The following is a 12351-nucleotide window of genomic DNA, read 5'->3' as shown; positions in this document are numbered from 1 at the left end:
CTCCCGGAGTACCGCGACATGAACAGCTCTTTCCAGTGGTCTCGACTCGCCCTGGCGGTCCTGCTCGGCGTGGCAACCGGCCTGACCCTGTGGTGGATCATCACCCCGCAGACCGACCTCGGGACCTTGGACACCATCCCTCACCAGCCACTACCGGCGACCACGCTGGTCCCGCCCCCCCAGCTCCCGGCACGCGACCCGCTGATCCAGCCGGCTCAGCCCTCCTCGCCTGCGACGCCCGCAGCAGCTGAGCTTGAGGTGCTGATGACGCGCTATCGCGAACTCACCGAGCAGATGCGCGAGATGCCATCGCTCGACGCCCCGGATGCGGGGTCAAGCGACCAGCAATCGCCCCGCAGCACGGACGACGGTCCGGTGGATGGGGCCCGCTCGTCGATCATCGACACCGTGACTGCTCGGCCGAGCGACCCAGCGCCAGCGCCGGCGTCACAGGATCCCGTGGATGCGATCTGTGACGAACTACTCGCCTATACCGGACGCAGTAGCGCACAGACCCCGCCCGACCTCGGCCACCTGGCCGATCTCGTCGACCGTCTCGACCAGGAGATCGAGCGACAGGACATCGACCCCGGGGTCGACTTCAAGGCCCTGTCCGGGGTGCTGCGCACCGCGCAGCAGATGCAGCAAATCGCCGAGGCCATGCAGAGCGAGGCCAGCAAGGGCGCGCAGGCCGATACCGCAAAACTGCAGCACTACTCCGAGGCGCTGGGAGAGATGGCGCCGACGCTGCAGATCCCGACCATCGTGACCACCCCGCTGGGCACACCACGCGATGATTGAGCATCCCGCCAACCCCACACGTAACCGCGGCTTCTCGATCCTCGAGATGGCGTTCTTCATCGCCATCGCCGGGCTGCTGATCTCGGCGAGCCTGGGACGCGCCCAGCTACCGAGTTATCCACGCGATGGCGATACGACTCAGGCACTGGCGGCATTGCAGCAACAGGTCACCGATGCCGTGATCGAGTACGCCAGGCGTTATCATCGCCTGCCCTGTGCCGACACCGATGGCATCACCGCCGAGGACGAGGGCGCGGCCGATGGCATCGAGGGGACCCAGAAAGATGGCTGTGGCGCCGCCTCCGAGAGCCGCTTCGGCTACGTGCCCTTCGCCACCCTCGGCCTACAGACACCGAACAGCCAACAGGCCGATTACTATCGCCGGCTGCGTTATGCCGTCTACCGCAGCGACCAGGCCGATCTGGTCAGGCCGTGGCACACCCTGTCAGGGAAGGCGGCACCAGCACCGGGCCCACAGCGCGCGCGCAATCTGCTGCTCTACACCCTGCGCATCGCCAGCACCCAACCGCTGGATCCGACCAATGCCTACTTGACCGGCGACGACGGGGCGTTGGGCACGATCGACTGCGCCAGCAACCCAGTGACCAATGTCGCCTTCCTGATCCTCAGCACCGGCGCGCGTGATGCCGACCGCCAAGACCTGTCCCCCGATATCGCCCTGTTCGACGGCCCACACCAACACCTGAGCGCCGAGGTACGCTGTTTCGCCGCGCCCAGCACCCCGACGACCGAACACTATGACGACACCGTGACGGCCATCGGCTTCAACCGGTTGGCCGGCGAGCTGCTGACGGTGGGGCGTCGCTGACCCGGTCCGATAAGACCCCGCAACGAATCGTTCTGCCCTGGAAAACCATGTACATGATCAACAAGACGGCGCCCCTGATTGCCTGCGCACTGCTCCTCGCCACCGGCTGCACCGGTCCGGCCAAGGTCGATCTCGACCGCACCACCGACATCGACGAGGCGTCGCAACGGGCCCTGCAGGAGCGCCTGGTGGCCGAGTCGCGCAAGCTCAGCGCCCTGCAGCGCGCGCTGCAGGAACGGGTCGAGGAGCGCTCAATCGCCCCGCCCCCCGCACCGGTCGCACCACGTTACAATCCGCTCGACGCCATCCGCGTGACCCTGGTGGTGGAGGACACCGACGCGCGCAGCATCCTCCAGGCGGTGGCGCGCCAGGCCGAGCTCAGTCTGGCGCTACCCGACTCGCTCGGCAACGAGCCGCGTTACCTGACCCTGGAGTTGCGCGACATGCCCGCCTCCAAGGTCCTGCAGGTGGTGCTCGACAAGATCGACATGTCGGCGCGGGTCAATGACCGCTTGATCGAGGTCTACGAGCACGACAACCGGGTGTTCCACCTCGGCTTCCTGCAGACCGTCTCGACGGCCAGCTTCAACGCCGGTGGCGACGTCTTCGGCGCCAGCGCCATGAACGACATCGGCAGTAGCAGCAACAGCGGCAGCGGTTCCTCCGGGATCACTAGCAGCTTCAAGCTCGACGGGCGCAACACCAATACCGCCGATCCCTATGACCAGATCGAGGCCATGCTCGGGGTGATCCTCGGCACCGCCCCGGGCGTCACCGACCCCGAGACCAGCACGAGGCCGCACTACACCCTCAACCGCAACACCGGGGTGCTGTTCGTCCGCGCCCGTCCCTCTCAGCTCGAGGCCGTCGAGGACCTGATCTCGCGCTACAAGCGGGTGATGCAGCGCCAGGTGCTGATCGAGGCGCAGCTGATCGATGTCGAGCTCAGCGACAAGTTCCGCTTCGGCGTCAACTGGTCTCAGCTCGAGAACGACATCGCCGCACTCTACGGCGCCGAGGCCATCGGGCTCGGCTCGATCGACTCGACCCTGCCCAACGACGGCGGTCTCGGGCGTGCCATCACCATCCCCGGCACCAGCATCGGCGGCAGCGGCAACCCGGGGCTGGGACTGGTCGCCGGCAACGACAGCTATAGCGTCGCGGTCAACCTGCTGCGCACCTTCGGCAACGTCCACGTGCTCTCCAACCCCTCGCTGCGGGTCAAGAACACCCAGCCGGCGCTGGTCAGCGTCGGCAGCAACTCGAGCTTCCTCAAAGAGGTCTCACGCACCTCGCTGGGCACCGCCGACAACCCCGAGAGCACCTGGGAGACCAAGACCGGCAACGTCTTCGACGGCGTGCTGCTCGGGGTCATCCCCTTCATCGCCGATGACGGCACCATCAGCCTGGTGATCAACCCGATGCAGACCCAGGTCGAGCCGGGCAGTACCGACCCGGTCGACATCGGCAACGACCAATCGATCTCGCTGCCCAAGGTCAGCTTCAAGGGCATGACCACCTCGTTGAACATGCGCGACGGCGACCTGGTGATCCTCGGCGGCATGATCAGCGAGACCGGCAGTCGTTCGAAGGACGGCATCCCGCCGTTCACCGAGATCCCCGGCGTCGAGTACCTGTTCGGTGGCCATGGTCACTCCACCACCGCCCGCGAGCTGGTCATCGCGCTGCGCGTCACCCTGCTATGAGCCTGGTCTTCACCGGCCTGCGCAGCCGCGAGGCCCCGCACCTGAGCGCCTTGGGCGATGTCGCGCAGCGGCGCGCGCGGCGTCGGCGCGGCTGGCTGCTCGGCACCGGCGGCGTGGCACTGGTTGGCGCCGGCGTATTGCTGTGGCCAGTAGTCGGCAGCCAGCTGACAGGCCCCATGCCACCGCCGTCACTGGCGATCGCGACCCCGGTTCCGGCTCCGGTGACGGTGACGCGCGCACCGCACCAACCGCCAGCCCCCCTGTCGGCACCCAAGCAGACGCCGGCAACCGCCCCGGCGCCGACGCCCGACAGCGGGGCGATCGAATCGCCGCTGTTCGACACCCCCGACCCGGCGCTATTGGCAATGCGCCAGATCGCCGCCGACTTCGCCCGCGCCTGCGCGACCGATCGGCTCGACGCGGCCGCACACCAACTCGCCCAGGCCGAGGCGATGATCGGCCCGGACAGCCTGGCGGTGGTGCGGATGCGCGCCTTCCTGCAGCTGCGCCGCGGTGAGCTGGAGGCGGCCCGGCAGGGCTATCTGGAGGTGCTCGGCTATGACGACGACGACCTCGAGGCCAATCTCAACCTTGCCGCCATCGACTGGCGCGAGGGCGCACTCGCCAAGGCCCGGCAACGGGTCGCGCGCCTCTACACCCGTTACCCGAACAACCCCGACGTCAGGCAGTACCACCACGCCTATGGCTACTGAACGCAACGGCGCCCCCCCCTATCTCGACGAACTCGGGCTCGACACCGACCCCTTTCCGGTGACCCCGACCCTCACCCGTTTCTTTCCCAGTCGGCGCACCTACCAGGGCTATCGTGAGCTGCTGCACCTGATCGAGCGGCGCAAGGGCTTCATGCTGGTCACCGGCGAGGTCGGGGTCGGCAAGACCACGCTGATGCACCGGCTGATGCACGACCTCGAGCGCGCCGGCGAACGGGTTGCACTGATCCTCCACGGCGTGCCCCAAGAGCGTGAGCTGATCGCCGCCATTCATCATGGCTTCGGACTCGCCGAGCTACCACCGCCACAGTTCGGTATCCAGCCCTACTTCGAGGCCCTGCACCGCTTCTTCAGCGCCGAGCAGGCAGCCGGGCGCAACTGTGTGTTGATCCTCGACGACGCCCAGAACCTCGACGCTGCGACCCTGGAACTGGTGCGCCAGCTCTCCAACCTCGAGACCAGCGACACCAAGCTGGTGCAGGTGGTACTGGTCGCTCAGCCCGAGATCCTCGACCTACTCGGACGCTTCGAGATGCGCCAACTCAACAGCCGCATCACCCTCCACGTCCAGCTCACCCCGCTCGACCGGGCGGAGACCCGGGGCTATGTCCTCAACCGCCTCGACCAGGCCGGTGCCGCCCAACGCATCACCCTGACAGGCGCGGCGTTGCGGCGACTGCAGCACGCCAGCGGCGGTCTGCCCAGACGCATCAACCTGATCATGGACCGCTGTCTCTACGGCCTGCTGCAGCGACCACGACTCCGCATCGACCGTCGGCTGATGACGCTCGCCATCGCCGAGACCGAGACCGGACTGCGCACCCATCGCGCAGCCGTCGCGCACGCCCCGCGTTGGCGCCTCGCACTCCTGCTGACACTGTTGCTCGGTGCGCTCGCCGCACTCGGCTGGAGCCGTCAGCAACAACTCCTCCCCTGGCTGGAGACGCAGCTCATGCCCCAGCTCGCGGCACTCGGTGCGCGTCTGCCCAGCACCGACGCCGAGGCGACGGCGCCACAGGGCACCACAACCGACACGGAACCGGCAGCCAGCATCGACACCGATGTCGCGATGCCCATGCCCGCCCCCCAGACCAGCCCCGCTGACACCGACACGCAGCCGGCGTCACCCGCCGTCGCGGATGCGACCGGCGCCGATCTCGCGGCCCTGATCGCAGCCTACCCGACGCTGTTCGGCATGGACGCCACTGAGGACGCCGGGGAGGCCGGAGACGGGCCGATGTGGGTCGCCTGGCGCAGCCACGAGACGATCACGGAGAACTGTCAAGGGCGGCCTGCGCTCACCCTCGGTGACGGCGAGCGACTGTCCTTCTATCGCACCGGGATCGCCGCCACCCAACCCACCTTCGGCGAGCGCTCGCCAGCCGCGCGCCAGCTCCAGGAACGGCTCGCCGCACTCGGCCACCTCGCGCCCGACGCCGTCGACGGCATCATGGGCCGCTCGACCCTGGCCGCGCTACGCGCCTTCCAGTCTGCCCGGGGCTTGGCCGCAAGCGGGGTGATCGACCCGCCGACCCGCTACCAACTGAGCTGTCCCTCACCCTGAGTCGCGCCATGCACTATTTCCTCTATCGCTATGCCGACGACCTCGGCCGCCCCGGATGGCGGCTCGAGAAGTTCCAGTTCAGCGACGCCCTGACCGCGCGTGCGGTGATCGAGCAACGCCACGACGACACCGTGCTGCGGCTGTGGCGCCTGCCCGGGCTGGCCAGCGGGCTGATCGATCTGCTCATCAGCATGAGCCGACGCCCGGTACCGACCGAGGTCCTCGCCGAGTTCCTGCACAACCTCGGGGTGATGCTGCGCTGCGGCCTGCCGATCGACCAGGCGCTGGTCGAGTTGCGCGAGGAGAACCGGCGCAGCGCCATGGCGCGGGTGATCAGCGAGCTGCACACCGGGGTCAGCGGCGGCAGCGCACTGAGCGCGGTGATGGCGCGCCACCGCGAGATCATCCCCGGGACTGTGCTGTCGCTGATCGCTATCGGCGAGCAGTCGGGCAACCTCGATCGGGTGCTGCTCGACGGCGCGGCGCACCTCAACCGGGTGCGCGGCATCCGTCAGGACGTCCAGAAGGCGTTGATCTATCCGGTCTTCGTCACCCTGGTGGTGGTGCTCGCGGCGCTGTTCTGGATCGACTACGTGCTGCCCAACATTCAGCAGATGTTCCTACAGATGAACGCCCACCTGCCGCCACTGACCATCAAGGCGATGGCCGTCGCCGGCTGGATCGGCGACCTCGTCCACGATCGTTTCTGGGCGTTGCTCGGCGGACTGACGCTGCTGTTGTTGCTCGTCACCCGCACCGCCTGGCTACGGCAACGGATGTTCGCGCTACTGTGGCGGCTCCCGATCTCGGGGCGCCTGATCCGCGACTCGGCGCTGGCCTTCATGACCGAGTACCTGAGCCTGCTGATCCGTGCCGGCGTCAACCTCAGCGAGGCGTTGGCGGTGCTCGAAGAGGCGATGCACAACCCACACTACCGCGGCCATCTGCAGCGGGTGCGTGAGGGTATCCGTAACGGCAGTCGGCTCAGCGACGAGCTTCAGGCCACCGGCGTCTTCCCGCGGTTGATGATCCGTCTGGTGAGTGTCGGCGAGCAGTCGGGCAATCTCGACGAACAGCTCGACTATCTCGCCGTGGAATACCGCCGCCGGCTGCACCACACCGTCGATTCGTTGGCCGAGATCCTCAAGCCGTTGATGATCTCGATCGCCGGCGTCTTCTTCATCTTCGTGGTCGCCGTCTTCCTGCTGCCGGTCTACCAGCTGATCTCGCAGACCACGACCTCCATGTATTGATCCAGGCCGCACCATGACCCCTCACCGCACCGCCCAACACCCCCCAGGCCCACGACACCATCGGCGTGCCCGCGGCTTCGGGTTGGTGGAGATGCTGCTGATCCTGACCTTCACCGCCAGCGCGGTCTGGGGGGTGATGTATCTCACCCAGCAGACCCGCGATCGCAACGCCCAGGTCCAGGGCCAGGCGTTGCTCGAACTCGCCGACCGCCAGTTGTTGCAGTTCATGGTGCGCGAACGCCGCCTGCCCTGTCCCGATCGCGATGGCGACGGCGAAGAGGACTGCAGCGGCGGCCATGCCAAGGGCTACCTCCCCTACCTCACCCTCGGTATGGCGGCACGCCGCTACAGCCCCGGCGAGGTCCCGTTGCTCTATGGTGTCTACCGCAGCGGCGGCAATGACCTGGCGCGGCGTACCTCCAGGTTCAGCCCCACCGACAGCGATGGCAAGGTCTATCCCCCACCCCAGGTCGAGGGCGACGACGACCCTTACGCCAACCTACTCGATTACTGCATGGCGCTCGATAGCGCCAACCCCACATCGGACACCGAGGTGTCACGCAATGCCCTGCACAGCCTCGAGGCCGATGGCAGGGCCAGCAATATCGCCTACGCCCTCGCCGCCCCCGGTCGACTCAATGCCGACGGACAGGGTACGGGGCAGCTCGGTCCGTACGACGGTATCAACTCGGATCTCGCCACTCCGGCATTCGCCTCGCCCGACACGCCACTCGTACGCGATGCCTACGATGACGCCACCCTGGTGCGCGGCTTCACCGAGATCGAGGACGTCCTCACCTGCGACATCGTGCGACGCAGCCTCAACCTGATGGCCGATGGCATGGCCTTTCAGCAAGAGGTCTGTGACCTCACTGCAGATAATGCGGATAACGCAGACCTCGGCGTCAAACTTGCAGCGGTCGGCACAGCGCGCAGCGCTGCCGATATCGCGCTCAATGCGATTACCGTCAGCGGCTCGGGCAAGGAAATCGCCAAGGCAACCACGGCACTCACCGCAGCCACAGCAAGCTGCGCCGTGCTCGTCGGTTGCGGGCTGATCCCGGTCTACAGCACCGCGCTCTCCATCGCCGGGGTCTCGCAAGGGTTGTCGGCAACCGCCCTCGGACTCTCAGCGGCAACGACCGCCGCCTATGTCATCTACACCCTGCGCTACGACCGGATCAAAACAAAGATCGATGCGGCAAACGCATTGTGCCAACAGGATTCGATTAGCGATGACAACCCCCCCCCTGAAATCAACTTCACAAAAGAGATCGCCGCGCTCAACGTCAAGCTCCTAGCACTCGACAACGAAAAGGCAGACGCAGAACAAGCATTGAAAGACAGCCAAGTACCTGCCGCTGAAGCAGAAACAGCATGGCTGGATGCCAAAGACACTCTCGAGAACGCCATCGAGGCGCTACCCTCCGACACCGAGGCGGAGCAGGCCCGAAAGGCCGCGCTCGTGGACCTCATCGGCGACCTGGATAAAGAGCCACCCGAACCCGAGGCGCTCGACGAAGAACAGCAAGACTGCCTCAGCGAAGAGATCGAGAACGGCGCCGATTACGAGGAGGCGCAACAGACCTGTCATATCGATCCGCCCCCCAAACCCGAGACCAAGACCCTGGCCGATGCCCTCATCAACTACAAATCCGCCGAGCTGAGTCTCGTCGATATCGAGCAATCGAGTACTGGTACGGCTACCACGCTCCCGGAGGTGGATATCGACCAGATCCCAGAAGAGCAGCGCGACGCCTTCATCAAGCAGCAACAACAAATGGAGGAGGCATCGACGCAGACCTCAGCGGCAAAGGACGAGGCCATAGCAGAACGGGATGCAGCCAAGGACAAGCTCACCGAACTCCTCGCGGAGGCCAACGCACTCTGGCGCGACGCAGACGCCCCGGGGGAGGAGGCGACACCGATCAGTACCCTTGTATCAAGGCACGAGGCCTATACGACCACAGCGGCCGAGGTCTACAAGGCCGAGCAGGAGGTCGAGCGCATCGAGTCGCAGATCAATCAGACCAAGGGTGAAATCGCCTCCTATGGATGCGAACAACAGGGGCAGCAGTACCAGCCCGATGAAGACCAACCGGGAACGGGCACCTGTGTCGACAAGCAACCGCAAACCCCGGAGGCACTGCTCGAAAAGAATGCCGAGATCCTGGAAAAACACGGCGTCGAGATCAAGGACGGTGGGGACGACGACTACCAGGCGCCAGAGATCCCGCCCAGCTTCCAACGCGACGCCGGCCTGGAGATCCTGCGCAAGGCCGATACACTGGGGACCGGGCGATGAAGTGGCAACAGCAGGGCTTCAGTCTGTTCGAGATGGCCGTGGCACTCGTGGTCAGCGGCCTGACCTTCTTCGCAATGCCGCCCTTGCTCCAGGGCCTGGCGGAACTCAATCAGGCCCAGAGCCCGGCAGGGCATCAACAACAGGTGCGCCAGGCACTCGTCGGTCATCTCGTGAGCCACGACCGCCTGCCCTGTCCAGATCTCGACGCAGACGGAAGGGAGGACTGTGGGACCGGCGCATCTCAAGGCGGGGTTCCCTGGCGCAGCCTCGGGCTCACGCACCCCCCACGCAACCCCAGCGGCTTCGAGCTGACCTATGCCGTGGCAACGATCCTCACCGCCCCGCCCGAGGCATTCTCTCCGCTGCTACCACCAACCGACGACGCGTGCGAGGACTGCTACGACTGGGACGAGCTGCTGGCGTGGCACCCAGACATCGACAGCGATATCAAGGACACCCCGCTGGCCCGCCCAGCGGGCAAGGCGACGGACATCCCCGCACCCGACCTGCGCAACGGCCTCGATATCTGCCGGGCGTTGACACAGGAGGCCGTCGCAACGCATCCGGCGCAGCACCCCCCGGCGGTCCAGGCGTGGGCGAACCACGCCACCGACGTGCCGGTCGCGGCCGCCCTCGTCGACCCCGGCCCAGATGGCAGGCTCGCGCTCGCCAACCGCGCATCCCCCTATGTCTCACCGGCCTGTCCTCCCAGCCAGACCCAACAGCCGGGATGCCCACCTGCGGCGCATGAGGACCGCTACGACGATCGCGTCGACACGATCGGCTTCAATACCCTCAGCGCCCTACTCGACTGCCCGATACTGATCTCGCGCATCAACACCAGCGCGCGCGATGCCTTTGCCGCCGAGGATCTCGCGCGCACCCAACAATGGTTCGAGCACTTCCGCCGCCTCCATTACGAGATCAGTTACATGCAACACAAGCACAATGAGACCTCATTGGACCTCACCATTGCAGCAGGGGTAATCGACACCCTAGGCAGTGCTATCGGCTTGGCGGAGACCGGAATCGGGCCGTCCCCAGAGGCCTTATCAGCAGTGGCGTTGACGGCCTACTCCGCCGGCATGGCGGTTTACACGATCAAGGACGCCAAAGATTCCGTCAAAAGCAGCGCTGAAGACAAACGCACCGCAAAAGAGCAACTGAGAGAGGCATCGTCTTTGCTCGAAGCGGTCATCACCGACCGTGATCAACGCATCGAAAAGGCGCTCGAGATCGAACACAAGGGCTGGTTCCAGTGACACAGAAAGAGGCACACCGAGGGTTCTCGCTCATCGAGCTATCGATATCGATGGTGGCGCTCGGCGCGATCATCATGGTAGTCGTCGCCTTGCTGCCGAGCGTACGTCAGACCACCCAGGAGACCCAAATCGCCCCGCGAATCGCAGAGGTCCATAACGCCCTCGAGGGATTCGCATTCGTCCATGCGCGACTCCCCTGGGCCGACACCGACGGTAATGGCAAAGAGAACGATGGAGCCATGGTCGGGCGCCTCCCCTACATCGACCTCGGACTCGGACAACCATTGCGCAACGCCTGGCAACTCGACTTCCGTTACGCGGTGTATGCCAAGCCCGGCACCGCTGACAAGCCGACTCAGGACACCGAACTCCCCGTACGGAAGGACCGCTTCTACCCCTATATCGCCGCCGGTCATGACCCGGTAGGCGGACAGCGGGCCCTCGGGCATGCCAACAGCCTGGACTTTTGCTGGGCACTGGGAAGCGCGCAATCGGCAAAGAGCATCGATGCGCGTTATCTTCATGTCGTGAATCGCAGTATCAAGGAGCATGTCGCTTACGCCCTGATCGACCCAGGCGCCCGTGATCGTGACCTCGACGGATCCGTATTCGATGGATTGAACTCACCCAACGATGCGCACCTGCCGATGGGCTTCGAACACCCAAGCACTGCAACGACCTTCACCAACGACGACCACGTCCATGTCCGTTATTTCAATGAATTGAGAGAGCGTCTGGGTTGCACCGGCGTGATCGCGGCAACAGGGCACGCCCATCCCAATATCGAGACGACATTGGTCATCTTTCAGCGCGCCGCTGACGACTATCTGCAGCAACTGAAAATCAGCAAGGAACTGGCAGAAAACGAGATCATTGGTGCATCTGCAGATATCGCCGCCGCCGCATCAGGCATGGCCGGGGCGATCGCATCCTTCCCAACCAGTATCGCCTCGTCGATCACCACGGCAGGGGCGACCAGCTCAGCGATCGCACTCGCCTCGGGGGCCATCGTCGTCGCCACCGGTGCCGCCGTCGACACCGCCATCGCCTTGACCAAAAAGAAGAAGATGCGCGACGACATCGACGATCGTATCGATGAACTAGAGGATCTCATCGACAACCACCTCAAGCCGCTCTATCAATCTGTCAGTCACAACGTCCTCACCCAGGATCAACACGGTGTCTACGACGACCACCTCGGCCAACCATGATGCAATCATCGAGACCAAACAGCCCACGCCAATACGGCTTCACCTTGATCGAACTCTCCGTCGTGATCATCGTGATCGGCATCCTTATCAGCATGGTCAAGGTCGGTGGCGACCTGATGCGCCAATCCGCCTATGTCAAGTTGATCAACGACTTCATCTTCATCGGTGGCTGGCACAACGCCTATGGCAGCTATCAGGTCGATCAAGGCCACGTCCTGCTCGATGACCCGGACAGCCCCACTAAACACATCAACCGGGGCGGAGCGGCGGTCAAGGGCAAAGAGCTGATCAACGCCATGCTCGCCGCCGGCGTCAGCCTGCCCTCGGGGCGCGGGGTCGGCTTCGAGACCCACTACGGCTATCTCGACAGCAACGGTAACCCGCAGGACATAGAGGTCAGCTTCCAGGCCCTCGACTGGGCCGTCCCCGACGGCGCGATCGGCAGCTATCGCGTCGACACCCACAACGTGATGATCCTAGAGCGGGTCACCCCCGACCTGGCACGGATGATCGACGCCCAGAAGGATGGGTTGGTCGATGCGCGTTTCGGCTGCGTGCGCCAAAAAGGGACAGCCGCCGAAACCACCGCCGCAAGCAAGACGTGGAGTCTGGACAACACCGCCACTGACGAGGCCCAGATCGCCACCCTCACCGTCTATGTCTCGATGGACTGCAACTGACCCGGCCCG

At 65.3% G+C, this 12351-nt stretch carries 10 protein-coding genes; all 10 read left to right on the top strand.

The window, feature by feature from the left end; translation table 11 throughout:
* Positions 1 to 18 precede the first annotated feature (18 nt).
* The 10 genes from HF203_RS04030 to HF203_RS03985 all read left to right on the top strand — a co-directional run bounded on the left by HF203_RS04030 (position 19) and on the right by HF203_RS03985 (position 12342).
* Positions 19 to 801, top strand: a complete 783-nt coding sequence (locus tag HF203_RS04030) for a hypothetical protein (RefSeq protein ID WP_168666807.1) — start codon at positions 19 to 21, stop codon at positions 799 to 801.
* The gene (locus HF203_RS04025) at positions 794 to 1630 is read left to right on the top strand and encodes a type II secretion system protein (RefSeq protein ID WP_168666805.1); all 837 of its coding nucleotides are present in this window, start codon (positions 794 to 796) and stop codon (positions 1628 to 1630) included. The genes HF203_RS04030 and HF203_RS04025 overlap by 8 nt, the downstream gene beginning before the upstream one ends.
* A 47-nt stretch (positions 1631 to 1677) precedes the next feature.
* Positions 1678 to 3336, top strand: a complete 1659-nt coding sequence (gene mshL, locus HF203_RS04020) for a pilus (MSHA type) biogenesis protein MshL (protein WP_168666803.1) — start codon at positions 1678 to 1680, stop codon at positions 3334 to 3336.
* Entirely contained in the window at positions 3333 to 4049 is a 717-nt protein-coding gene (locus HF203_RS04015) for a hypothetical protein (protein WP_168666801.1), read from the top strand. Before mshL ends, HF203_RS04015 begins: the two co-directional genes overlap by 4 nt.
* Positions 4039 to 5631, top strand: coding sequence for an ExeA family protein (locus HF203_RS04010; protein WP_168666799.1), 1593 nt, complete (start codon positions 4039 to 4041; stop codon positions 5629 to 5631). Before HF203_RS04015 ends, HF203_RS04010 begins: the two co-directional genes overlap by 11 nt.
* A gap of 8 nt (positions 5632 to 5639) precedes the next feature.
* The gene (locus tag HF203_RS04005) at positions 5640 to 6884 is read left to right on the top strand and encodes a type II secretion system F family protein (protein WP_168666798.1); all 1245 of its coding nucleotides are present in this window, start codon (positions 5640 to 5642) and stop codon (positions 6882 to 6884) included.
* A 91-nt stretch (positions 6885 to 6975) separates the two neighbouring features.
* Positions 6976 to 9189, top strand: coding sequence for a coiled-coil domain-containing protein (locus HF203_RS04000; protein ID WP_168666796.1), 2214 nt, complete (start codon positions 6976 to 6978; stop codon positions 9187 to 9189).
* The gene (locus tag HF203_RS03995) at positions 9186 to 10451 is read left to right on the top strand and encodes a type II secretion system protein (RefSeq protein ID WP_168666794.1); all 1266 of its coding nucleotides are present in this window, start codon (positions 9186 to 9188) and stop codon (positions 10449 to 10451) included. The genes HF203_RS04000 and HF203_RS03995 overlap by 4 nt, the downstream gene beginning before the upstream one ends.
* Positions 10448 to 11662, top strand: a complete 1215-nt coding sequence (locus HF203_RS03990) for a type II secretion system protein (protein ID WP_343043880.1) — start codon at positions 10448 to 10450, stop codon at positions 11660 to 11662. The genes HF203_RS03995 and HF203_RS03990 overlap by 4 nt, the downstream gene beginning before the upstream one ends.
* Positions 11659 to 12342 (top strand): prepilin-type N-terminal cleavage/methylation domain-containing protein, encoded by a 684-nt coding sequence (locus HF203_RS03985; RefSeq protein WP_343043879.1) that lies wholly within the window; start codon positions 11659 to 11661, stop codon positions 12340 to 12342. The genes HF203_RS03990 and HF203_RS03985 overlap by 4 nt, the downstream gene beginning before the upstream one ends.
* Positions 12343 to 12351 lie beyond the last annotated feature (9 nt).

It is taken from the genome of Marichromatium bheemlicum (genome assembly GCF_012276755.1).
GTDB lineage: Bacteria > Pseudomonadota > Gammaproteobacteria > Chromatiales > Chromatiaceae > Marichromatium > Marichromatium bheemlicum.
Note: the sequence above shows the minus strand (reverse complement) of the source record. Positions and strands in the feature narration are given on the sequence as shown.

Coding starts and splice junctions, on each gene's coding strand:
- HF203_RS04015 (WP_168666801.1), top strand. CDS start 3,333: ATGAGCCTGGTCTTCACCGGCCTGCGCAGCCGCGAGGCCCCGCACCTG.
- HF203_RS03985 (WP_343043879.1), top strand. CDS start 11,659: ATGATGCAATCATCGAGACCAAACAGCCCACGCCAATACGGCTTCACC.
- HF203_RS04005 (WP_168666798.1), top strand. CDS start 5,640: ATGCACTATTTCCTCTATCGCTATGCCGACGACCTCGGCCGCCCCGGA.
- HF203_RS03995 (WP_168666794.1), top strand. CDS start 9,186: ATGAAGTGGCAACAGCAGGGCTTCAGTCTGTTCGAGATGGCCGTGGCA.
- HF203_RS04000 (WP_168666796.1), top strand. CDS start 6,976: ATGCTGCTGATCCTGACCTTCACCGCCAGCGCGGTCTGGGGGGTGATG.
- mshL (WP_168666803.1), top strand. CDS start 1,678: ATGTACATGATCAACAAGACGGCGCCCCTGATTGCCTGCGCACTGCTC.
- HF203_RS04025 (WP_168666805.1), top strand. CDS start 794: ATGATTGAGCATCCCGCCAACCCCACACGTAACCGCGGCTTCTCGATC.
- HF203_RS04030 (WP_168666807.1), top strand. CDS start 19: ATGAACAGCTCTTTCCAGTGGTCTCGACTCGCCCTGGCGGTCCTGCTC.
- HF203_RS04010 (WP_168666799.1), top strand. CDS start 4,039: ATGGCTACTGAACGCAACGGCGCCCCCCCCTATCTCGACGAACTCGGG.